We start from the raw sequence: 21,820 nt of genomic DNA, 5'->3' as shown, positions 1-21,820 counted from the left end.
CCTTAAGTACCCCCGCCGCGCGTGCGCAGGGGCTCGCGGCCATCGGGTGCCCCCGCGCTCGGCTCACCTCGGTGTTCAGCCGCAGGCAGCTCCCTGCGCGGCCGTCTCGCGGGCCCACCGGTAGTCGGCCTTGCCGCTGGGGGAGCGCTGGATGAGGGGGGTGATGACGAGGCTGCGCGGCACCTTGTAGCCGGCGAGACGGGCCCGGCAGTGGGTCTGGATCTCCTCCAGGGAGGGCGCCGGGGCGCCTTCGCGCAGCTGGACGACGGCCGAGACGTGGTGGCCCCACTTCGGGTCGGGGACACCGGCCACCAGGGCGTCGTACACGTCGGGGTGGGCCTTCAGCGCCTCCTCGACCTCCTCCGGGTAGACCTTCTCGCCGCCGGTGTTGATGCACTGCGAGCCGCGTCCGAGCACGGTGACGATGCCCTCGTCGTCGACGGTGGCCATGTCGCCGAGCAGCACCCAGCGCTCGCCGTCGCGCTCGAAGAAGGTCTGGGCGGTCTTGCCGGGGTCGTTGTAGTAGCCGAGCGGCACGTGGCCGCGCAGCGCGATGCGCCCCGGTTCACCTGGGGCCACGGGCCCCAGGGAGGCGGGGTCGACGACGGCGATGTGCGTGCTGACGCGCAGCCGGAAGCCCCTGCGCGGACCGGCGTCGTCCGTGGCGGTGCCGTTGAAGCCGGACTCGGACGAGCCGAAGTTGTTGAGGATCATGCAGTTCGGGGCGAGCGCCTGGAACTGCGCGCGCACGGTCTCGGAGAGGATCGCGCCGGAACTGGAGAGGCTGAACAGCGAGGAGACGTCGGTGTCCTTGAGCGGTCCGGCCAGGGCGTCGGCGAGGGGACGCAGCATGGCGTCGCCGACCAGCGAGACGCTGGTGACCTTCTCGCGCTCGATCGTGCGCAGCACCTCCACGGGTGCGTACTTGCTGTGGACGACGACCTTCTGGCCGTAGTGGAAGCCGATGAAGGCGGTCAGCGTGGAGGTGCCGTGCATGAGCGGCGCGGTGGGGAAGAAGACCAGGCCCTCACCGCCGGCCGCGACCCGTTCGGCGAGTTCCTCGGGGCGGGAGACGGGGACGCCGGTGGGGGCGCCGCCGCCCATGCCGGAGAAGAAGAGGTCCTCGTGGCGCCACATGACGCCCTTGGGCATGCCGGTCGTGCCGCCGGTGTAGATGATGAAGCGGTCGTCGGCGGAGCGGGCGGGGAAGTCGCGGGCGGGCGATCCGGAGGCCTCGGCGTCGGCGAAGCCGACCGGTGCGACGGCGGGTTCGGGCGCGTCCGGTGGCGCGTCGCCGACCCGTACCAGGTGGCGCAGCCGTTCGGTACGGGGCAGGGCCGCCGCGACGCGGCCGGTGAACCCGGCGTCGAAGACGAGCGCCGTGAGGTCGGCGTCGCGGTAGAGGTAGACGAGCTCGTCCGCCACGTAGCGGTAGTTGACGTTGACCGGGACGGCGCGGATCTTCATGCAGGCCAGCGCCGTCTGCAGGTACTCGACGCCGTTGAGGAGGTGCAGGCCCACGTGTTCGCCGGGGGCGACGCCGTGGTCCGCCAGGTGGTGCGCCAGGCGGTTGGCCGCCGCGTCGAGCTGCGCGTAGGTGAGCCGGCGCTCGGCCCCCGTGCCGGGGTGGTCGAGATGCACCAGTGCCTCGCGGCCGGGCACGGTGTCGGCGACCGACTCGAAGAGGTCGGCAAGGTTGTACTCCACGGCTCCTCCTCACCGGGGCCGGGGGACCGGGTGCGCGTCCGGCTCCCAGCCGGTCATCAGAGCACCCCGCAGGGGGGCTGTGAAGGGGTCCCGCGGCAAGAATCTGACTGACAGTCAGAAAAGTATTGAACTCGACCTGCACCTACTGCAACCTGTTCTAGGTCCGGTACCAGAGGCGGGAGGACGCGATGGGCGGCACCGAACACCTCACGGTGGAGCGCGTCGGCGCGACACTCGTACTGACCCTCAACCGGCCGGAGGCGCGCAACGCGCTCTCCCTGCCGATGCTCGTGGGCCTCCACGACGGCTGGCTGGAGGCCGACCAGGACGACGCGATCCGCTCCGTGGTCCTCACCGGCGCCGGCGGAGCCTTCTGCTCCGGCATGGACCTCAAGGCGCTCGCCGCGAACGGAGGCATGGCGGGGCAGCAGTACCGGGAGCGCCTCACCGCCGACCCCGACCTGCACTGGAAGGCGATGCTGCGCCACCACCGCCCCCGCAAGCCGGTGATCGCCGCCGTCGAGGGGCCCTGCGTGGCCGGCGGGACCGAGATCCTCCAGGGCACCGACATCCGCGTCGCGGGCGAGAGCGCGGTCTTCGGCCTGTTCGAGGTGCGCCGCGGCCTCTTCCCCATCGGCGGCTCCACCGTCCGCCTCGCCCGCCAGATACCACGTACGCACGCCCTGGAGATGCTGCTCACCGGCCGCCCCTACACCGCCGCCGAGGCCGAGCGGATCGGGCTGATCGGCCACGTGGTCCCCGACGGCACCGCCCTGGACGAGGCGCTGGAGATCGCCGCACTGGTCAACGCCAACGGCCCGCTGGCCGTCGAGGCCGTCAAGGCCTCGGTCTACGAGACCGCGGAGATGACCGAGGCCGAGGGACTGAGGTCCGAACTGGAGCGCGGCGGGCCAGTCTTCGCCACCGCCGACGCCAAGGAGGGCGCCAGGGCCTTCGGCGAGAAGCGCCCGCCCGTCTACCGCCGCGCCTGACACGGGAGGTCATCACCGCCATGCCCGAACCGCTCACCGCGCCCCTCGTCGTCGAGTTCCCCTTCACCCGCTCCCTCAGCCCGGTGCAGAGCGCCTTCCTCACCGGGTTGCGCGAGCGGACCGTCCTCGGCGTGCGCACCGGGGACGGGCGGGTGCTCGTGCCGCCCGTCGAGTACGACCCGGTCACCGCCGAGGAACTGCGCGACCTCGTCGAGGTCGGCACCACCGGCACGGTCACGACCTGGGCCTGGAACCCGTCGCCGCGGCCGCAGCAGCCGCTGACCACCCCCTTCGCCTGGGTCCTGGTCCGCCTCGACGGCGCCGACACCGCGCTGCTGCACGTCCTGGACGCACCCGGCCCGGAGGCGGTGCGCACCGGCATGCGCGTCCGCGTCCGCTGGGCCGGACGGCGCACCGGCGCCGTCACCGACATCGCGTGCTTCGAACCCGCCGCGGACGACGACGCCGCCGGGGCGGCCGCGGCGACCGCGCACACCGGCGCGTTCGCCGAACCCGTCACCGGCATCACCGTGCCCGCCCGGCTGGAGTACACCTACGCCCCGGGCCGGGCCCAGAGCCGCTACCTCGCCGCCCTCGCCGGGCACCGCACTGTCGGCGAGCGGTGCCCTTCCTGCCGCAAGGTCTACGTCCCGCCCCGGGGCGCGTGCCCCACCTGCGGCGTCGCCACCGACGAACAGGTCGAGGTCGGCCCGCGCGGCACGGTCACCACCTTCTGCATCGTCAACATCAAGGCCAAGGGCGTCGCCATCGAGGTGCCCTACGTCTACGCCCACATCGCCCTCGACGGCGCCGGCCTCGCCCTGCACGGACGCATCGGCGGCATCCCGTACGACCAGGTGCGCATGGGCCTGCGCGTGGAGCCCGTATGGACCGGCGACGGACGCTACCCCGACCACTACCGGCCCACCGGCGAGCCCGACGCCGACTACGACACCTACAAGGAGCTGCTGTGACCACGGCGACCACTGCGCAGGCGCGCCGGGACGTGGCCATCGTGGCCTTCGCCCAGACCCGGCACGTGCGCGACAGCGCGACCCTCTCCGAGGTCGAGATGCTGATGCCGGTGCTGCACGAGGTGCTGGGCCGGGTAGGCCTCACCGCGGGCGAGATCGGCTTCACCTGCTCGGGCTCCTGCGACTACCTGGCGGGGCGTGCCTTTTCCTTCACCATGGCGCTCGACGGGGTCGGGGCCTGGCCGCCGATCTCCGAGTCGCACGTGGAGACCGACGGGGCCTGGGCGCTGTACGAGGCCTGGGTCAAGCTCCTCACCGGCGAGGCCGACACCGCCCTGGTCTACTCCTACGGCAAGTCCTCGCCGGGGCGGCTGCGGGACGTGCTGACCCGCCAGCTCGACCCCTACTACCTGGCACCGCTGTGGCCCGACTCCGTCGCCCTGGCCGCGCTCCAGGCCCAGGCGCTGATCGACGCGGGCGACACGGACGAAGGCGCGCTCGCCGCCGTCGCCGGCCGCAGCCGGACCGCCGCCGGGAGCAATCCGTACGCCCAGGAGTCCGGCGACCGGCCGCAGGGCGAGTACGTGGTGCGGCCGCTGCGCCGGGGCGACTGCCCGCCGGTCGGCGACGGCGCGGCCGCGGTGGTGCTGGCCGCCGGGGACACCGCCCGGCGGCTGTGCGAGCGCCCCGCCTGGATCCGCGGCATGGACCACCGCATCGAGGCCCATGCGCTCGGCGTCCGAGACCTCACCGACTCACCCTCCGCCCGGCTGGCCGCGCAACGCGCCGGGGCCTTCGACGCACCCGTCGACACCGCGGAACTGCACGCCCCCTTCACCTCCCAGGAAGTTGTGCTCCGCAAGGCACTCGGCCTGGGGGACGACGTCACGGTCAACCCCTCGGGCGGCCCGCTCGCCGCGAACCCCGTGATGGCCGCCGGCCTGATCCGGCTCGGCGAGGCCGCCGCCCGCATCCATCGCGGCGAGTCCCGCCGCGCGCTCGCCCACGCCACGTCCGGGCCCTGCCTGCAGCAGAACCTGGTCGCCGTCCTGGAAGGAGAGGACCGATGAGCGCGGTGACCGGCAAGGAACCCGTCGCGGTCGTCGGCGTCGGCCAGACCCACCACACCTCGGCGCGGCGCGACGTGTCCATCGCGGGACTCGTCCGCGAGGCGGCGCAGCGTGCCCTGGTGGACGCGTCGATGACCTGGGCGGACGTGGACGCGGTCGTCATCGGCAAGGCCCCGGACTTCTTCGAGGGCGTGATGATGCCCGAGCTGTACCTCGCCGACGCCCTCGGCGCGGTCGGCAAGCCCATGATGCGGGTGCACACCGCGGGCTCCGTGGGCGGCTCCACCGCGCTCGTCGCGACCAGCCTGGTCGCCGCGCGGGTGCACCGCACCGTCCTGACGCTCGCCTTCGAGAAGCAGTCCGAGTCCAACGCGATGTGGGGGCTGTCGCTGCCCGTCCCCTTCCAGCAGCCCCTGCTGGCCGGGGCGGGCGGGTTCTTCGCGCCGCACGTGCGCGCCTACATGCGGCGCACCGGCGCGCCCGACACCGTCGGCGTCCTCGTCGCGTACAAGGACCGGCGCAACGCGCTGAGGAACCCGTACGCCCATCTGCACGAACAGGACATCACCCTGGAGAAGGTGCGTTCCTCGCCCATGCTCTGGGACCCGATCCGCTACTCCGAGACGTGCCCGTCCTCCGACGGCGCCTGCGCGATGGTGCTCACCGACGGGGCCGGCGGGCGCCGCGCCCCCGGACCGGTGGCGTGGGTGCACGGCGGGGCGATGCGCAGCGAGCCCACGATGTTCGCGGGCAAGGACTTCGTCAGCCCCCGGGCCGGACGCGACTGCGCGGCCGACGTCTACCGGCAGGCGGGCATCACCGATCCGCGGCGGCAGATCGACGCCGTGGAGATGTACGTGCCCTTCTCCTGGTACGAGCCGATGTGGCTGGAGAACCTCGGCTTCGCCCAGGAGGGCGAGGGCTGGAAGCTGACCGAGTCGGGGGTGACGGAGCTCGACGGCGACCTGCCCGTCAACCCTTCGGGTGGTGTGCTGTCCACCAACCCGATCGGTGCCTCGGGGATGATCCGCTTCGCCGAGGCGGCCCTCCAGGTGCGCGGCACGGCGGGCGGCCACCAGGTGGACGGCGCACGCCTGGCGCTGGGTCACGCGTACGGCGGGGGTTCGCAGTTCTTCGCCATGTGGGTGGTCGGATCCGGGCACCCCGGAGAGTGAAGCGGGCATGAACCGGTACCGGGTCCGGGCAGGTTCTTCCATGACCTGTCCGGGCCCCGGCACGGTCGCTAGGCTGGCCCGGACGACGGAGTCGGGAGGAGAGCGGACGTGGCCGAGAGCACGATCGGATCGCCGTTGGCCAACGGGAAGAAGCCGCAGCTTGATCTGGCCAACGCAACATGGCAGTCGAGCAGCCAGGGCACAGGAGACGTCCAGATCGCCTTCGTCGAGGGCTACATCGCCATGAGGGACGGCCGGAGCCCCGAGGGGCCCTCGCTGATCTTCACCCCGGCGGAATGGCGGGCCTTCGTCCTCGGGGCCCGCGACGGCGAGTTCGACCTCACCTGACGGAAGCTCACGGGCGCGCCGGGCAGCCCGCCCCGTCCACGACGACGGGCTGCCGGCGCACCCGGCCGGGCGCGCCCCGGAGGCCTTGGTGCCCCCGGTTCCCGCGCCCGCGGCGTCCCCGGGGAAGCACCTGACAGGCCGTCGTACCACTGCCGTTCCGGCATGTGCCGGGGGCATCACGGTGATGCGTTCCCGCACGTGGGCGCACCTGATCGAGCACGGTCGATCATTCCGCGGACGATTGTGAACAGCCGTCACCACTTCACATTTATGTACTCACGCAGGGTCCCTGGTGGCGTACGCTGAGGTGCCACCGGACAGGCGTCCGAGCATCACCGGCGCGCCCCGGCGCGCGCCGGATCAGGGGCAGGGGGTGCACTATGGCGCGGCGCACACCGAAGTCCCGGCGACCGCTCCTCGAACGCGAGGCCGAGCTCGTGGCCGTCGACGAGGCGCTGGCCGAACTCACGGGCATACGGGCCGAGGGGGACCACCCCCGCGCCGGCACACGGCGCGGCGGCGTGCTCGCCTTCGCGGCCCCCGCGGGCCTCGGCAAGACGACCCTGCTCGCGGAGACCCGGCGCCGGGCCTCCGCCCTCGGCTGCACCGTCCTGTACGCCCGCGGCGGCGACCAGGAACAGGGCGTCGCCTTCCACGTCGCACGCCAGCTGCTCCAGCCCCAGCTCGCCGGAGCCGGTGACGGGGTGCTCCGCACCACCCTCGGCAGCTGGTACGGCATCGTCGGCCCCGCCCTGGGGCTGTGCACCGACGGCGAGGGCGCGCCCCCGGACCCGCAGGGCCTCGCGGACGGACTCGACTGGGTCCTCACCCACATCGCCGTCCGGCGTGCCCCCGTGGTCCTCGTGCTCGACGACGCCCACTGGGCCGACCCCGAGTCCCTGGGCTGGCTGGCCGCCTTCGCACCGCGTGCCGAGGAACTCCCCATGCTCGTCGTCGTGGCCTACCGCCCCGACGAACTCCCCGCCCACGCCGAGGCGTTCCGCGGCCTCCCCGACCGCTCCGGCACCCGCCCGCTCGGTCTGGAACCGCTCAGCGCCGCCGCCATCGGCCGGCTCATCCGCGACGCCGTGGGCGACCACGCCGACGACGCGTTCTGCCGCGAGGCCTGGGCCGTCACCGCCGGCAACCCCTTCGAGGCCGTGGAGCTCACCGCCAAGGTCCTCGACCGGGCGCTGCGCCCCGACGAGTCCAGCGCGCACCTCCTGCGCGACCTCGCCGCCGCCGCCAAGGGCAGCGGACTCATCGCCCGCCTGGAACGCCTGGGCACCTCCACCGTCCGCATGGCGTGGGCCGCGGCCGTCCTCGGCACGTCCATCTCGCCGGCGATCGCCGCGAGCGTGGCGGGCCTGGGCGGCGAGGAGGCCGCCGACGCCGCTGACCGGCTCCGCAAGGCCCGCATCCTCACCGGCAGCGACGTCCTGGAGTTCGTCCACCCCCTCATCGCCACCGCCGTGTACCGGGCCATCCCCGACGCCGTCCGGGTCGCCCTGCACGGCCAGGCCGCCTGGTCCGTCGTGGACGCCGGGCTCGGCCCCTCCGCCGCCGCCCGCCACCTGCTGGAGACCCACCCCGAGGGCGACCCCTGGGTCGTCGGCCAGCTGCGCCAGGCCGCCCGGGACACCGCCCGGGCCGGCGCCCCCGACGCGGCCCGCCGCTACCTGGCGCGGGCCCTGCGCGAGCCGCCCCCGTTCGAGGACCGGGCGGCCGTGCTGTTCGAGCTCGGCTGCTCCTCCCTGCTCACCGAGCCGGCGACCACCGTCAACCACCTGCGCGCCGCGCTCGAGGAGCCCGTCGTCGACCCGGCGCTGCGCGACGCGATCACCTACCGGCTCTCCCAGGCGCTGGCCCACTCCGACCGGCTCGGCGAGGCCGCGGACACCGTCGGACAGGCCGCCCGGACCGCCACCAACGCGCGGGCCCGGCTGCGGATGCAGGAAGAGCAGTTCATGTGGGACGCCTTCCGCTCCGACGAACCCGACTCCCCGGCCCGTTCCCGCCGGCTGGCCCGCCTGGCCGACCGGCTGACCGGACGCGACCTGACCGAGCGCTACATCATCGGCCTGCGCGCCTGGGACGCCACCCTGCGCGGCGAGCCCGCCGAGACCGCGCTGCGGCACTCCGACCGCGCCCTGGACGGCGGACTGCCCTGGGCCAGCGAGGACTTCGGCTTCGAGGTCCCGGTCCTCGTCGCGATGACGTACATGTACGCCGACCGGCCCGGCCGCGCCGAGGAGCTCTTCGCCGCCGGCATCGGCGACTACGAGCGCCAGGGATGGCGCGGCGCCCACCTCGCCTTCGGCTACTCCCTGCTCGGGTACGTGCGTTACCGCCGCGGGCGCCTCGCCGAGGCCGAGGACTTCGCCCGCGACGGCCTGCGGCTCGCCGACCGCGTCGGCCGCGGCACCCCGGTCGTCTGGTACACCGTGGCGATCCTCGTCGAGATCCTGCTCGCCCGGGGCCGGCTGCGCGAGGCCGCGGCCCTCGCCGACGAGTACGACTTCTGCGAGCCCTTCCCGGCGGCCGTCACCTTCCCCGACGCCCAGACCGTCTACGGCGAACTGCTGCTCGCCCGGGGCATGGTCAACGAGGCCATCGCCCAGCTCGAGGCGTGCGGCCGCCGGCTCGACCCCCGGGGCATGCGCAATCCCGCCTGGTCCCCGTGGAAGCTCCACCTCGCGCTCGCCGAGGCCCGGGACACCCCGGAGCGGGCCCGTGCCACCGCCGCCGACGCCGTCGAACGCGCCCGCCAGTACGGCACCGCGTCCTCGATCGGCCAGGCGCTGCGGGTCTGCGCCGAGGTGGCCGCGGAACCCGACCGGCTCAAGCTGCTGCAGGAGGCGGTCACGCACCTGGAGCGCTCACCGGCCGGCTACGAGCTGGCCCGGGCCCTGGTCGACCACGGTGCCGCCCTGCGCCGCGAGGCCCGGCTCCACGAGGCGGCCGAGCAGCTCTACCGGGGTCTGGAGACCGCCGTCCACTGCGGTGCCGACCAACTGGCCGAGCGCGCCCGCGACGAACTCGCCGCCGCCGGACTGCGCCCGCGCAGGCTCCGTACGACGGAGACCGACGCCCTCACCGCCCAGGAACGGGCGGCCGCCTCGCGGGCCGCCCGGGGTGAGGACGACGAGCAGATCGCCGCAGGTCTGGACACCGACGTGGAGGGCGTCACCCGTCTGCTCTCCGCCGTCTACCGCAAGATCGGCACCGACCGGGCGGGCCTGTCCCGGGCGCTCGCCCCGTAGCGACGCGACCCCGGGCACACGGGCGGCCCGGGGACCGTACGATGGGCGCATGTCGTTCCTCCGCCGCCGCAGCGCCGCAACGCCCACAGGGCCGGAATTCGACGTCCTGGCCATGGACCCGGGCGACTGGCCGGGCGAACTCGGCGCCGGGCTGCTGCCCGGGGAGGACGGCAGTTGCCAGGGCATCTTCCTGCGCTACGACCTCTTCGGCGGGCGCGGTCCCGCCATGCTGATCGGCAACCTCCCCGAGGGCTCGCCCGCCCGCGACCTCGAAGAGGGCCAGATCCCCTTCGAGGTCGCCCAGCTGCTGCTGGCCCTCGGCAACGACGAGCCGGTCGAGGTCGTCGGCACCGAGGACACCCCGGTCATGCACGGTGACAACCTGCTGATCGTGCGCAAGGTGAAGCTCTCCGAGGGGCGCATCGCCTGCACGCAGTTCGATCGCAGCGACGGCGTCCTGGTCACCATCGCGACCTGGGACCGCCCGATCACCGACGACCTCTACCAGTTGCTCAAGCCCCTCCCCGCGGAGATGTTCCAGCAGGGCTGAGCGGGGCCCAGGAGGGCCGCAGGGTCACGTCCTCGGCCTTGACCCAGGCCACCCGGTGGCCGAACTGGATCTCGTAGTAGAGCTGCTCCCCCCGCACCACCACGTGCTGGGAGGCGTCGAAGGTGACCGCCCGGTAGTACTCGCCGTGCGTCGCCTGGCCCACCGCGTAGCTCTGGCCCGCGAGGAGCCGGTACGGCAGCGGGGCCTCCGGCTGCACCGGGACCCCCGCCGGGTAGGCGGACGCCTCCGGGTAGGCGCGCCCGTACACCGGGACCTCGCCGCGGCCCTCCTTCGGGCTGACCAGCAGGCCCGTGGCCGGCAGGGCGGTGCGGTGCCCCCTGGGGTCGTGGAACCAGGCCTTCTGGCCCAGGTACCAGATCGCCGTCCAGTCCCCGCGTCGCTCGGCCACCGCGAACTGCTGGCCGGTCGAGGCACGGGCGCCGGTGTCGTTCACCCCGGTCGTGGAGGGGGCCTCCCCGTGCAGACCGACGTCCTTGACGAGCGGGGCGTCCTCGCGTGGCTCGGTGTACAGCCGGACGGCCGTGGAACCGCGGGACGGGCAGGTGTCACCGGCGCTCGCGCACCCGGTGTAGACGGGCCGGTTGGAGCCGTAGTCCGGGTCGATCGTCACCAGGGCGCTGCCCGGCCCGGCGGTCTGCCGGAAGGGCGCTCCCAGGAGCTGGAAGTAGTGCGCCCAGTCCCAGTACGGGCCGGGGTCGGTGTGCATCCCCGGGATGTTCGCGGGGGTCGGTCCCGGGACGTTGTCGTGGCCCAGGACGTGCTGCCGGTCCAGCGGGATGCCGTAACGCCCGGCCAGGTAGCGGACCAGCCGGGCCGACGCCCGGTACATGGCCTCGGTGTACCAGGCGCCGGGATCGGTGAGGAAGCCCTCGTGCTCGATGCCGACGGACTTGGCGTTGACGTACCAGTTGCCCGCGTGCCAGCCGACGTCCTTGGTCCTCACGTGCTGGTCGACGTGGCCGTCCGCGGAGCGGATCGAGTAGTGCCACGCGAGGTAGTCCGGCTTCTGCACCAGCTGGAGGGTGGTGTCCCAGGTGGCCTCGGTGTCGTGGACGACGATGTAGTCGATCTTCTGGTCGTGCGGGCGGTCGGCGAGGTCGTGGTTGCCGTAGTCGCCCGTGCCGTACTCCTCGTACGGCGCCGGGAGCCATTCGCACGCGATCGTGCGCGGGCACTCCGTCCCGTCCGCGGCAACCGTGCGCAGACCCAGGGAGCGGAGCTGGGCGGTCTCCGGCGCGAGCCCGGGGTGCGCGGCGAGGGTGAGGCTCTCCCCGTCGTCCGTGGTGCGCGTGACTCCCTCACGGATGACCTGGAAGACGTCGTCGGCGAAGACCGACGCCGTGGCGGTGTCGTCGGCGCCCGAGTAGCGCGCCACCGCGCCGTACCAGCGGGCCGGGTCCGAACTCAGCGGTGTGCCCAGCGACTTCTGGGCCCGGGCCAGCAGCGCCGCGCCCCCCTCGACGTTGGCCGCCGGGTCCTCGCGCAGCTCCTCGGCGCTCAGCCCGGTCAGCCCGGCGGCGCGGTCCAGCGTGGTGAGGGTCGAGGGCAGCGCGCGGGTGTCCACGGCGGGCAGCCCCACGTCGGCCAGGGGACGGCCCGCGTCTCCGCGCGGGTCGTCACCGCCATCTCCCCGTCGGGGCTTGTCGGTGAGCGCCGTCCGGGCGTCCGTGAGGTGCATGGGGCCGTATCCGGCGGTGACACTGGGCAGTCCGCGGTGGGTGTCCCAGCGCGACTCCAGGTAGGCCACGCCCATCAGCACGCTCTCCGGGACGTGATGACGTTCCGCGGCGTCCTGGAAGGCCTGCCGGAGAGGTGCGTCCCGCTCCTGCGGGGTCACGCCGGCCGCGGGCAGCGGCGGCAGGGCGGAGAGCAGGGCGCCGACGGCCACGGTGACCGTTGCGGCGGTGACGACCTTGCGCGGGCGTCTCGCGTTGTGGGGGGTTCCTCGCACTGCAGCCTCCTGTGGTGACGCACGGGGCCGATCGGCACCACAGAGGTATCCGTTGGTCGACGATCCGTCAACTAGGCGCTGTGAAAGCTGTTTACGCATGTCAGCGCCCGTGCCGGGAGCTTTCCCCACACGGGTGCCATGGCCTGCGGTGCGTCAGTGGACTGGACCACCGGCGGTGCCGTCCCGGCCGTGAGGCCGCCCGGGCGGCACCGCGACGGCACCGGAGGACCCTCCCCTGGCCCCCGGGTCCGCGACCGCGGTGCTCCGCCGTCCACTACGCACCGGTTCCTCCTCTTCCGTCCGGGGACCGGCCGGAAGGTCACCTCGTGCCGACGGCGGCCCTGACGGCCCGCCGGGCGAGGCCCGCGTCGTCGTGCAGACGGCGCAGCAGCAGGCGCTGCTCCTCGCCGGCCTCGGCCGCGCCCGGACCCACCGGGACGGTGCTGCGCATCGTGCGCTGCACGGCCGTCTCGTAGGTGCGGATCTCGCGGGTGACCACCAGCATCAGGTTGACCAGGAAGGCGTCACGCGCGATCGGTCCGGCGGCCTGCGCCATCTGGCTGATCTGCCGCCGGGTGACCGGGTCGTCGCCCAGGATCATCCAGAGCACCGCCAGGTCGTAGCCGGGCAGGTACCAGCCGGCGTGCTCCCAGTCGACCAGCACCGGGCCGGCCGGGGAGAGCAGGATGTTGGAGAGCAGGGCGTCGCCGTGGTTGAACTGGCCCTGTGCGTGCGCCAGTCCGTGCAGCAGCTTCTGCAGGTCGCCCATGTCCCGGTCGGTGAGCAGTCCCAGCTCGTGATAACGGGACAGCCGTGACGCGTAGTCGACGGGGGCGTCGAAGATCCCGGCCGGCGGACGCCACATGTTGACCCGGGAGATCGCGCTGAGCGCCATCCGCACGTCGGCCCGCGGCGGAGCCTCCGAGGGGTGCCGCTGCAGGGCCGCGACCCGTCCGGGCATGCGCTCCAGCACGAGCGTGCAGCTCTCGGGGTCGGCGGCGATCAGCCGCGGCGCCCTGACCGGAGGCCGGTGCCGTACGAAGGCCCGGTACGCGCCGATCTCGTGCCGGTACCGCTCCACCCAGGCGGGGGAGTGGTCCAGCAGGCACTTGGCGACCGCGGGGGCACGGCCGGAGGTGCCGACCAGCAGCACCGAGCGGCCGCTGCGCCGCAGCATCTGGACCGGCGTGAACTCGGGGCAGATGCGCTGCACCGAGGCGATGGCCGAGCGCAACTGCGCGCCTTGGGGACCGGTCAAGTCGAGCCTCCCGCTGAGCGGGTGGGAGGTTCCCGGCGCGCCCCTGCGCGGAGCGGGCAGCACCGGACGAGGCCGTAGGGCGGTCCCTGTCCCGGTGAAGCCCGGGAGCTGGGTCGGCCGGGGCGGTGCGGACACGGAGGACGATGCTGAATACATATGGGGAGACAGATCCCTTCGTGTGCCAACGAGCTCTTGACGAGGTGGCGGGGCCGGCGCGTGGACGGATCCGGAGCCGGAGTCGGCGTCCGGTCCCGCACCCTGGGGAATGCGGGTCCGGGCCGGCGGTCCGAACTGTCCACGCGCCGTACGCCCCTCGCGTACCAGTACGCACATGTCTCTCGAGTTGTTCAACGCTGATCGGCGTTTTTCGAAAGTTGTTCATATGCGACCGTTCGCGAGCCGGCGGTTGCCGGGCCGGGTGGCGCGTTCCTACCTGACCACCGCATGCGGGTGGCAGACCATCTGGCGCACCCTGGCGAACCATGGCGAATGCTCGCGGCGGCGCTGACCGGCCGTTAGTGTCAACAGTGCCGAGGAACCTGGGGGCTTGGATGGACAAGGAAGCCAACTCACGGCTAGCGGACCTGTTCGCACTCACCGGATGGTCCAAAGGAGAGCTCGCGAGACTCGTCAACCGGCAGGCGGCGGCCATGGGCCACCCGCAGCTGGCGACGGACACCTCGCGGGTGCGCCGCTGGATCGAGACCGGGGAATCCCCCCGCGAACCCGTCCCCACCGTGCTGGCCGCCCTGTTCACCGAGCGTCTCGGCCGTGTCGTAACCATCGAGGATCTCGGGTTCGGCCGGCATCGGCGTACGGGAAGGAAGCAGTCCGTCAGCGCCGACGGACTGCCCTGGCCACCGGAGCGAACAGCCGCGGTCCTCACCGAATTCACGGGAATGGACCTCATGCTCAACCGACGCGGTCTGGTGGGCGCGGGAGCCGCGCTTGCCGCGGGTTCCGCACTCAGCAGCGCCATGTACGACTGGCTGCGCACCGATCCGGCGCTCGCGGCCGACGCCCCCACCACCAACGACCCCTTCGACGCCGACGCCGTCTCCTACGACCGCTACGAGGCGGCCCCGGTCGGCTCCCATGAGATCGAGGCGCTGGAGCGCTCGGTCGAGGTGTTCCGCGCCTGGGACGCCTCCCGCGGCGGCGGACTGCAGCGCAAGGCGGTCGTCGGACAGCTCAACGAGGTGGGCGGCATGCTCGCCTACCACCACCCCGACCACCTCAAGCGCAGGCTCTGGGGCGTGGCCGCCAACCTCGCCGTCCTGGCGGGCTGGATGTCCCACGACGTGGGCCTGGAGCCCACCGCCCAGAAGTACTTCGTCATCGCGGCGCACGCCGCGCGTGAGGGCGGGGACCGGCCCAGGGCCGGCGAGGCGCTCTCCCGCGCCGCCCGGCAGATGGTCCACCTGGGACGGCCGGACGACGCACTGGACCTGATGAAACTGGCGCAGTCCGGCTCCGGGCAGGAGACCCTGCCGCGCACCCGCGCCATGCTGTGCACCATCGAGGCCTGGGCACAGGCCTCCATGGGCCACGGCCAGGCGATGCGCCGCACCCTGGGCAAGGCCGAGGACCTCTTCGCCACCGACCGCGGCGACGTCCCGCCGCCGAGCTGGATGCAGATGTTCGACGAGGCCGATCTGCACGGGATGCAGGCGCTGGCGTACCGCACCCTCGCCGAGTACGAGCCGCTGGCGGCGCGGACGGCGCAGCAGCACGCCAAGCACGCGCTGGAGCTGCGCGGCAAGGGCCGCGACCGGTCCAACATCTTCGACTACATCTCGCTGGCCTCGGCCTGCTTCATCGCCGACGACCCCGAGCAGGCGGACCGCTACGCGCGACTGGCGCTGCTGACCATAAGGCAGAACTCGTCGCTGCGGACCTGGGACCGGCTGCGGGAGATGTACCGGCTGACGGCCCGCTACTCCGACTTCACCAGGATCCAGGACCTGCGTGAGGAGATCGAGATCGCGCTGCCGAGCGGCCCCAAGCGCAGGGGCCCCGCGATCTGAGCGGAGACCCACGCGGAGGACGTGGACATCGATGAGCGGGACCAGCCGACTCGACGCCGAATGAGCCGGCTCTCCCGGATGCCGTCCTGATGTCGACACATCGACATGGGAACACGTCGACCGTGGACCGACAGGGCCGTGGACCAGTGCGCCCGTGGACCTCAGTGGAACTTGGCGATGAGCACGCAGGCGTCGTCCTCGCGCTCGGGGGCGCCGAGTTCCTCCACCACGATGCGCACGCACTCCTGCGGGGTACGGGCCTGGGCGAACCTCGGGCCGAGCTCCAGCAGGCGTCGCACGGCGGTGGCCGAGTCCGAGGCCGCCATGGAACCGGAGCGGCGCGGCAGCAGGCCGTCGGTGTGCAGCACCAGCAGGTCGCCGGGGAGCAACCGCTCGGTGGCCTGGCCGTACTGGGCGCCCGAGGTGGCGCCCAGCAGTACGCCCTCGGGTGCGTCGAGCGGTCGCCCCGTCCCGTCGCGGAACAACAGCGGGGCGGGGTGTCCGGCCTGCGCCCAGACCAAAGAGCGGTCCTCGGGGCGGTAGCGGCAGCACAGGGCGCTGCCCAGGGCGGGCTGCGCGGAGCTGTCCAGCAACTGGTTGAGCCCGCCCAGCAGCGGGGCCGGGTCCAGCCCCGTCATCGCCATGCCGCGCAGCGCGCCGAGCAGCATGGCCATGCCGGAGGTGGCGGAGACCCCGTGCCCGGTGAGGTCGCCCACGGTGAGCAGCGCGGAGCCGTCGGGCAGGTGCAGCGCGTCGTACCAGTCGCCGCCGACGAACGCGCCGGTGGAGGACGGGAGGTAGTGGGCGGCGAGGTCGACCGTGGTGGGGCCGCCGTCCTGCGGGAACCGCAGGGAGCCGCGCCACGGCGGCAGTACGGCCTCCTGCAGCTCGACCGCCAGCCGGCGCTCGGTCTGCGCGATCTGCTGCTCGCGCTGCAACGAGTCACGGGTCTCGCGCAGCGTCCGCTGGCTGCGGCGCAGTTCGCTGACGTCGCGGAGCACCGCCCACATGGAGGCGGTGGCGCCGGCGGCGTCGAGCACCGGCTCGCCCACCATGTGCACCGTACGCACGGCACCGTCCGGGCGGACGATGCGGAACTCGCAGTCGATCGGCCGGGTGTCCACCAGGCAGCCGGTCACGGCCGCGGTGAGGGTCTGCTGGTCCTCGGCGAACAGCCAGGAGGGCAGCTCGTCCAGGGTCAGCGGCCCGTCCTCGCGGGTGCGCCCGAAGATGCGGTAGAGCTCCTCCGACCACTGGACACCGTCCGTGAGCAGGTCCCACTCCGCGCTACCGGCCCGCCCCAGGGCCTGCACGGCGCCGGCGACCGGCGCGGGGACCGGGACCTCCCGGGCGGACCGGCCCGCGTAGGCGGCGCCGCCGGGCTCGGTGCCCGTCTCCGGGTCGCCGAGGGCGGGGATGCCGTCCCGCAGTTGCCCGAGGTGCGCACCCAGGTCGTCGAGCTGGTGGACGGCGAGGTCGCACAGCGCGCGCTGCCAGCGCAGCTGCGGGTCCTCCTCGTCCTCGGCGGCGGCGTCACGACGAACGGCGTCGACCTTGCCGCGCAGCTGGCGGGTCTGGGAGATGAGCGCGTCCACGGTGCCGGGCTCAGGCTTCGCGGTGGCGCGGTCCTCATGCAAATGGGGCGGCATGACGCTCTCCGAACATGTCTCCGAACCGGGCGCCGGCCTCAACGGGGCCGTACGGATGGGCCAGTCACGACTCTTGCACAAGGAGTGATGGCCCGTAAGGGTTTCTGCAATACCCGATCCGGTGGTGCTACCGGCATATGTCAGGAGCCTGGAGGGCCGCCACGCTCGGAGAACTCGGCGGAATGCCTCGGTCCGGGTAAGCTGCGGGACTCCGGCCGCGAGCGTGCCCGCGAGCCGCCCGGGTGCCGCGCAAAGGGTTTGAACCCGGGACGATCTGCGAAGATACCTCGCAGCCGGTAACGGGAAATCCCGTTGCCAACCAACTCCCCGCACCGGATGCTGACCTCATGTTCGACCCCGACATAGCGCCCAGCGGTACCCTTCTCGGCCTCCTCCAGAGAGGACGCGGAGACGGGACCCTGCACGCCCTCGCAGCGCAGCGAGCCGACGCGCTCGCGGCGCTGGAGCAGTGCGTCCTGCGCGACCCCCGCCACGACTGGCGCGTGGAGTCCCGCTCCCTCTATTACGCGCGCCTCTACTCGGAGCTCGAGGGCTCGCTCGACGGGATCGAACAGCACCTCTTCCACCCCGACGACATCATCAGCCCCGACGAGCACCGCTGCGGCCTGGCGCTGTCCGTCCTCGGTCACCTCGCCGGTTACGGCCGCCGGGACGCCGCCCTGCTGCTGCGCCGCTACGCCGCCACCGGCGGCAACTGGGAGTGGGCCCTGGACGAGCTCGCCGTACGTGACGAGGACGACGCGCTGCGTGCCCTCGGCCCGGCCGTGCTCGCCCGCTTCCCGCTCACCACGGAGGGTGACGCCCAGCTCGCCACCGCGCTCCGCGAGGCGTACGAGCCGCGGCCCTGGCGGTTGTGGGCCGAGGATCCGGACCCCGCCGTCTCCGAACGGGTGCGCAAGGCAGCGGAACAGACCGCCTTCGACCGCTGGCAGCGCCAGATGCGGCCCGCCGGGCCGACCCCGGGCTGGAGCGTGGGCGCCGTCCTCGAATGGGCCCAGGAAGGCCTGGCCGCCCACCCACCGCAGCACCGCGACGCCCCCGCCGCCCGCTGCCTCGCCGCCGTCGCCGGCCCCGAGGACCGCGAGGAGCTCGTCCGGGCGGCCCGCGGCGGTCCCGAGGCGGCCCGCGCGGCCGCACTCCGCCACCTCTCCGACCGCCAGGACCGCGAGGCCCTCGACCTCATCGAGGCCGCCGCCCTCAGCGAGTCCGAGCTCGTCGCCCGCGCCGCCGTCGAGTCCTTCGAGCGGATGCGCAGCATCGCCGCCCTCGCCCGGGCCCGCGCCTGGTCACGCCGTGAGGACGTGCTCGGCGCGACCGCCGCCCGCATGCTCGCCTGCCGCGGCGGCGAACAGGACGCCGACCGCGTCCTCGGCGCCCTGCGCCGCCTCGTCCAGCGCGAGGGCGCCGACGCCGAGGGCCTCGCCGTGCTCGTGGAAGGGGCCGGCCGGCTCTCCATCGAGTGCGCCGCCCCCGTCCTGCGCCACGTCTACCGCGAGACGAGCTCCTCACAGCTGCGCGGCGTCGCCGCCCACGCCCTCGCCCGCACCGACCCCTGCTTCGGCGCCGGCCTCGCCGTCGAGTGCCTGTGGGACTGCGAGGAGACCACCCGCGAACTCGCCGCCCGCACGGCCACCACCTCGGACGTCCGGGTCCTGGCCCGCCTGCGCAGCCTCGCCGCCGATCCCGCGGAGGAGGCCGAGGTCCAGACCGCGGTCCGCGGCCGCCTCAGCTCCGGCGATCCCGCGCGGTAGGCCCCGGCCCCCCGGCCGCGGGTGGGGCCGGACCGGATGGACGGGTGCGACCTGCCGCTGCCGAGTCCGGCCTTCGCCCACGGCATCCCGCCGCGGGCAATCCCGGAGCGGATGGGCGTGGACGGCCGTCCGGCCCTGCTCGGCCAGGACGAACTCGCCGGCGCGTTCGGCGACCTGCTGTACGCCGACGGCGGGTGCGTCGACGGCGCCGGCCGCTCCGGGGAGTGGGCCCGGGCCTGGGAGCACGGCAGTTGGAGCTGCGTCGAGGGCGAGCGGCTGGTCCTCGACGTACCGGCGGGGACGCGGGCGCTGGTGCTGCACGCCGACGACATCAACATGCTGCCGGGCCTCCACCCGGACCACTGCCCCGGCCGCGATCCCCATCGGTTCACCCCCGGACCACGGCCCCCTGGGTCCGCGCGGCCTGTTCCACCGCCTCGCCGAAGGACTCGGCGTCGGCCTCCCGCACGCCGACCCGACCGCCCGCCGGTCCCGTGCTCGTCGCCGAACCCCTGCCCGGACCGGCGACCGGCGCCCGATGCCTCCCGGCGCGGCGTCCGGGGGAGACCGAGGGGCGCCGGCGCGGCCGGAAGGCCCGATCCGGAGCCAACGCTCACGGCACGTTCCCCAAGGTGAAAGATCCACGTGACCCGGACAACGCCCGGGGAGCCGACAACGTCCGTATGCGAGTAGCCATCGTCACAGAGTCCTTCCCACCCGACGTCAACGGAGTGGCCCACTGCGCGCTGCGCACGGCCGAACATCTGGTCCGCAGGGGCCACGAGCCGCTGGTGATCGCGCCGGCCGGCCCGCAGGAGTCCGCGCCGGGGGACGAACCGTGCCCCGTCGTGCGTGTGCCGTCGCTGCCGCTGCCCGGCTACCCGCAGGTCAGGGTGGCGCTCCCCGGCCGCAGGACCGCGGCGACGATCGCCGCGCACCGCGCCGAACTCGTCCACCTGGCCAGCCCGTTCATCCTCGGGGTGCGCGGCATGGCCGCGGCCACCCGCCAGCACATCCCCGCGGTCGCCGTGTACCAGACCGACCTCGCGGGGTACGCCCGCACCTACCTGAGCCGTGGCGAGAGCACCGCGTGGCGCCGCATCCGCGCCGTGCACACGGCCGCCGACCGCACGCTCGCCCCGTCCAGCGCCTCCCAGCGCGACCTGGAGGCGCACGGCGTCCCGCGCGTGCACCTGTGGCCGCGCGGCGTGGACTCCGTGCGCTTCGACGCGGCCCACCGCGACGAGGCGCTGCGCCGTGAACTCGCCCCGAACGGTGAGGTCCTGGTGGGCTACATCGGCCGCCTCGCTCCGGAGAAGCACGTGGAGCTGCTGGCCGGCGCGGGCCGGCTGTCCGGGGTGAAGGTGGTCGTCGTCGGGGACGGCCCGAGCGCCGCCGGGCTGCGCGAGGCGCTGCCGGACGCGGTGTTCCTCGGCCGCCGCACCGGCCACGACCTGGCGCGGATCTACGCCTCCCTCGACGTCTTCGTCCACACCGGGCCGTTCGAGACGTTCTGCCAGACCGTCCAGGAGGCGATGGCCAGCGGGCTGCCCGTGGTCGCCCCCGCCGCCGGCGGTCCGCTCGACCTCGTCGACCACGGCCGCACCGGGCTGCTCGTGCCGCCCGGCGACGTGGACGCCGTCACCGGCGCCGTACGGCTGCTGGCCGGTGCCCCGGCCATGCGCGACCAATTCGGCGCCGAGGGGCGCGCCGACGTGGCCGCGCGCACCTGGGAGGCCGTCGGGGACCTGCTCCTGGAGCACTACGCGCAGGTGCTCGACGCCCGCACGGCGGTGGCGGCATGACCGGCCCGCTGCGCATCGTCAGGCTGGCGAACTTCGTCACGCCCACCTCCGGCGGCCTGCGCACCGCGCTGCGCCACCTCGGCGAGGGCTACCTCGCGGCCGGCCACGACCCGGTCCTGGTCGTCCCCGGCCCGGCCGCCAAGGACGAGACCACCTCCCAGGGCCGGGTCATCACCCTTCCCGGCCCCCTGGTCGCCGGTACCGGCGGCTACCGCGTCCTGACCGGCCGGGCCCGGCTGGAGGCGGTGCTGGACGGCCTCCGCCCCGACCGGCTGGAGGTCTCCGACCGCACGACGCTGCGCTGGACCGGGGAGTGGGCGCGCCGCCGCCGGGTGCCGTCCGTGATGGTGTCCCACGAGAGCGTCGACGGGGTGCTGCGCACCTGGGGTGTGCCCAGCGGCCTCGCCCAGGGCGCCGCCGACCGGCTCAACCGCCGCAGCGCGCACGTGTACTCGCGTATCGTCTGCACGACGGCCTGGGCGGCGGCGGAGTTCGAGCGGATCGGGGCCCGCAACGTCGTACGGGCGCCGCTCGGCGTCGACCTGGAGGCATGCCACCCGGCGCACCACGACCCGGAGTTGCGCGCCCGGTACGCCGGCAACGCCGAGGTGCTGCTGGTGATGTGCTCCCGCCTGTCGCCCGAGAAGCGGCCGGGACGCGCCCTGGAGGCCCTCGCCCACATGCGTCGCCAGGGGGTGGACGCCGTCCTCGTCGTCGCGGGGGACGGGCCGATGCGCGCCCGCCTGGAGGCCCGGGCCCGGGAGGCCCGGCTGCCGGTCACCTTCGTCGGGCACGTCCCCGTCCGTCGCGCCCTGTCCGCCCTCCAGGCCACCGCCGACGTGGTCCTGGCCCCGGGCCCGGTGGAGACGTTCGGCCTGTCCGCCCTGGAGGCCCTCGCCTGCGGTACCCCGGTCGTCGCCAGCGCGCTGTCCGCGCTGCCCGACATCCTCGGCCCGGCCGGTGCCGCCGCCACCGACGACGGCCCGGCCTTCGCCGACGCCGTCGGCCACCTGCTGGCCCGCCCGGAGCCCATGCGCCGCGCCATCGCCCGCGCCCAGGCCGAGCGCTACGGCTGGCCGACCGCCGTGAACGCCTTCCTCGCCGCCCACGACGCCGCGCCCCGGCTCACCGTCCCGGAGGTCACGCCATGACGACGGGCACGCAGACGCCCACCGTCCCCGGACGTGCCAGACCCGCGGCCCACGCGCCCACCGTCGCGGTACCCGTCCAGGCCCAGGTCACCGCCCGGATGCCCGCC

Annotated in this window: 15 protein-coding genes; 11 read left to right on the top strand and 4 right to left on the bottom strand. The window is 74.1% G+C overall.

The window, feature by feature from the left end:
• Positions 1–75 precede the first annotated feature (75 nt).
• Positions 76–1,707, bottom strand: a complete 1,632-nt coding sequence (locus PV341_RS10040; protein ID WP_500324265.1) for an acyl-CoA synthetase — start codon at positions 1,705–1,707, stop codon at positions 76–78.
• A gap of 188 nt (positions 1,708–1,895) precedes the next feature.
• Here PV341_RS10040 and PV341_RS10035 point away from each other — a divergent pair, with 188 nt between their 5' ends.
• From PV341_RS10035 to PV341_RS10005, 7 genes are all read left to right on the top strand, one after another.
• Positions 1,896–2,699, top strand: a complete 804-nt coding sequence (locus PV341_RS10035; RefSeq protein ID WP_500324264.1) for a crotonase/enoyl-CoA hydratase family protein — start codon at positions 1,896–1,898, stop codon at positions 2,697–2,699.
• A 20-nt stretch (positions 2,700–2,719) separates the two neighbouring features.
• Positions 2,720–3,673, top strand: coding sequence for an OB-fold nucleic acid binding domain-containing protein (locus PV341_RS10030; RefSeq protein ID WP_500324263.1), 954 nt, complete (start codon positions 2,720–2,722; stop codon positions 3,671–3,673).
• Positions 3,670–4,743, top strand: a complete 1,074-nt coding sequence (locus PV341_RS10025; protein ID WP_500324262.1) for a thiolase family protein — start codon at positions 3,670–3,672, stop codon at positions 4,741–4,743. The genes PV341_RS10030 and PV341_RS10025 overlap by 4 nt, the downstream gene beginning before the upstream one ends.
• A complete protein-coding gene (locus tag PV341_RS10020) occupies positions 4,740–5,918 on the top strand; it encodes a thiolase family protein (protein WP_500324261.1) in 1,179 nt (392 codons plus the stop codon). Before PV341_RS10025 ends, PV341_RS10020 begins: the two co-directional genes overlap by 4 nt.
• Positions 5,919–6,026: 108 nt before the next feature.
• The gene (locus tag PV341_RS10015) at positions 6,027–6,266 is read left to right on the top strand and encodes a DUF397 domain-containing protein (protein WP_018561140.1); all 240 of its coding nucleotides are present in this window, start codon (positions 6,027–6,029) and stop codon (positions 6,264–6,266) included.
• A gap of 380 nt (positions 6,267–6,646) precedes the next feature.
• On the top strand, positions 6,647–9,529 hold the full coding sequence (locus PV341_RS10010) for an ATP-binding protein (RefSeq protein WP_500324260.1): 2,883 nt from the start codon (positions 6,647–6,649) through the stop codon (positions 9,527–9,529).
• Positions 9,530–9,578: 49 nt separating this feature from the next.
• Positions 9,579–10,079, top strand: coding sequence for a hypothetical protein (locus tag PV341_RS10005; RefSeq protein WP_361791587.1), 501 nt, complete (start codon positions 9,579–9,581; stop codon positions 10,077–10,079).
• Here PV341_RS10005 and PV341_RS10000 read toward each other — a convergent pair.
• Together PV341_RS10000 and PV341_RS09995 are read right to left on the bottom strand one after the other, a co-directional pair.
• Positions 10,042–12,051 (bottom strand): N-acetylmuramoyl-L-alanine amidase, encoded by a 2,010-nt coding sequence (locus tag PV341_RS10000; RefSeq protein ID WP_500357403.1) that lies wholly within the window; start codon positions 12,049–12,051, stop codon positions 10,042–10,044. The genes PV341_RS10005 and PV341_RS10000 overlap by 38 nt on opposite strands.
• 319 nt (positions 12,052–12,370) lie before the next feature.
• Positions 12,371–13,465, bottom strand: a complete 1,095-nt coding sequence (locus PV341_RS09995) for an aminoglycoside phosphotransferase family protein (RefSeq protein ID WP_500324259.1) — start codon at positions 13,463–13,465, stop codon at positions 12,371–12,373.
• Positions 13,466–13,860: 395 nt separating this feature from the next.
• Here PV341_RS09995 and PV341_RS09990 point away from each other — a divergent pair, with 395 nt between their 5' ends.
• Positions 13,861–15,336 (top strand): DNA-binding protein NsdB, encoded by a 1,476-nt coding sequence (locus PV341_RS09990; protein ID WP_500324258.1) that lies wholly within the window; start codon positions 13,861–13,863, stop codon positions 15,334–15,336.
• 161 nt (positions 15,337–15,497) lie between these two features.
• On the opposite strand, the gene PV341_RS09985 is transcribed toward PV341_RS09990, so the two are convergent.
• A complete protein-coding gene (locus PV341_RS09985) occupies positions 15,498–16,985 on the bottom strand; it encodes a PP2C family protein-serine/threonine phosphatase (protein WP_500324257.1) in 1,488 nt (495 codons plus the stop codon).
• A gap of 347 nt (positions 16,986–17,332) precedes the next feature.
• Here PV341_RS09985 and PV341_RS09980 point away from each other — a divergent pair, with 347 nt between their 5' ends.
• The 3 genes from PV341_RS09980 (at position 17,333) to PV341_RS09970 (ending at position 21,713) form a co-directional block, all read left to right on the top strand.
• A complete protein-coding gene (locus PV341_RS09980) occupies positions 17,333–18,757 on the top strand; it encodes a HEAT repeat domain-containing protein (protein WP_500357401.1) in 1,425 nt (474 codons plus the stop codon).
• A 683-nt stretch (positions 18,758–19,440) separates the two neighbouring features.
• Positions 19,441–20,562 (top strand): glycosyltransferase family 4 protein, encoded by a 1,122-nt coding sequence (locus PV341_RS09975; protein ID WP_500324255.1) that lies wholly within the window; start codon positions 19,441–19,443, stop codon positions 20,560–20,562.
• The gene (locus tag PV341_RS09970) at positions 20,559–21,713 is read left to right on the top strand and encodes a glycosyltransferase (protein WP_500324254.1); all 1,155 of its coding nucleotides are present in this window, start codon (positions 20,559–20,561) and stop codon (positions 21,711–21,713) included. Before PV341_RS09975 ends, PV341_RS09970 begins: the two co-directional genes overlap by 4 nt.
• Positions 21,714–21,820 lie beyond the last annotated feature (107 nt).

The organism is Streptomyces sp. PA03-1a (genome assembly GCF_033792805.1).
Taxonomy (GTDB): domain Bacteria; phylum Actinomycetota; class Actinomycetes; order Streptomycetales; family Streptomycetaceae; genus Actinacidiphila.
This window is presented reverse-complemented; position numbering and strand designations above follow the sequence as displayed.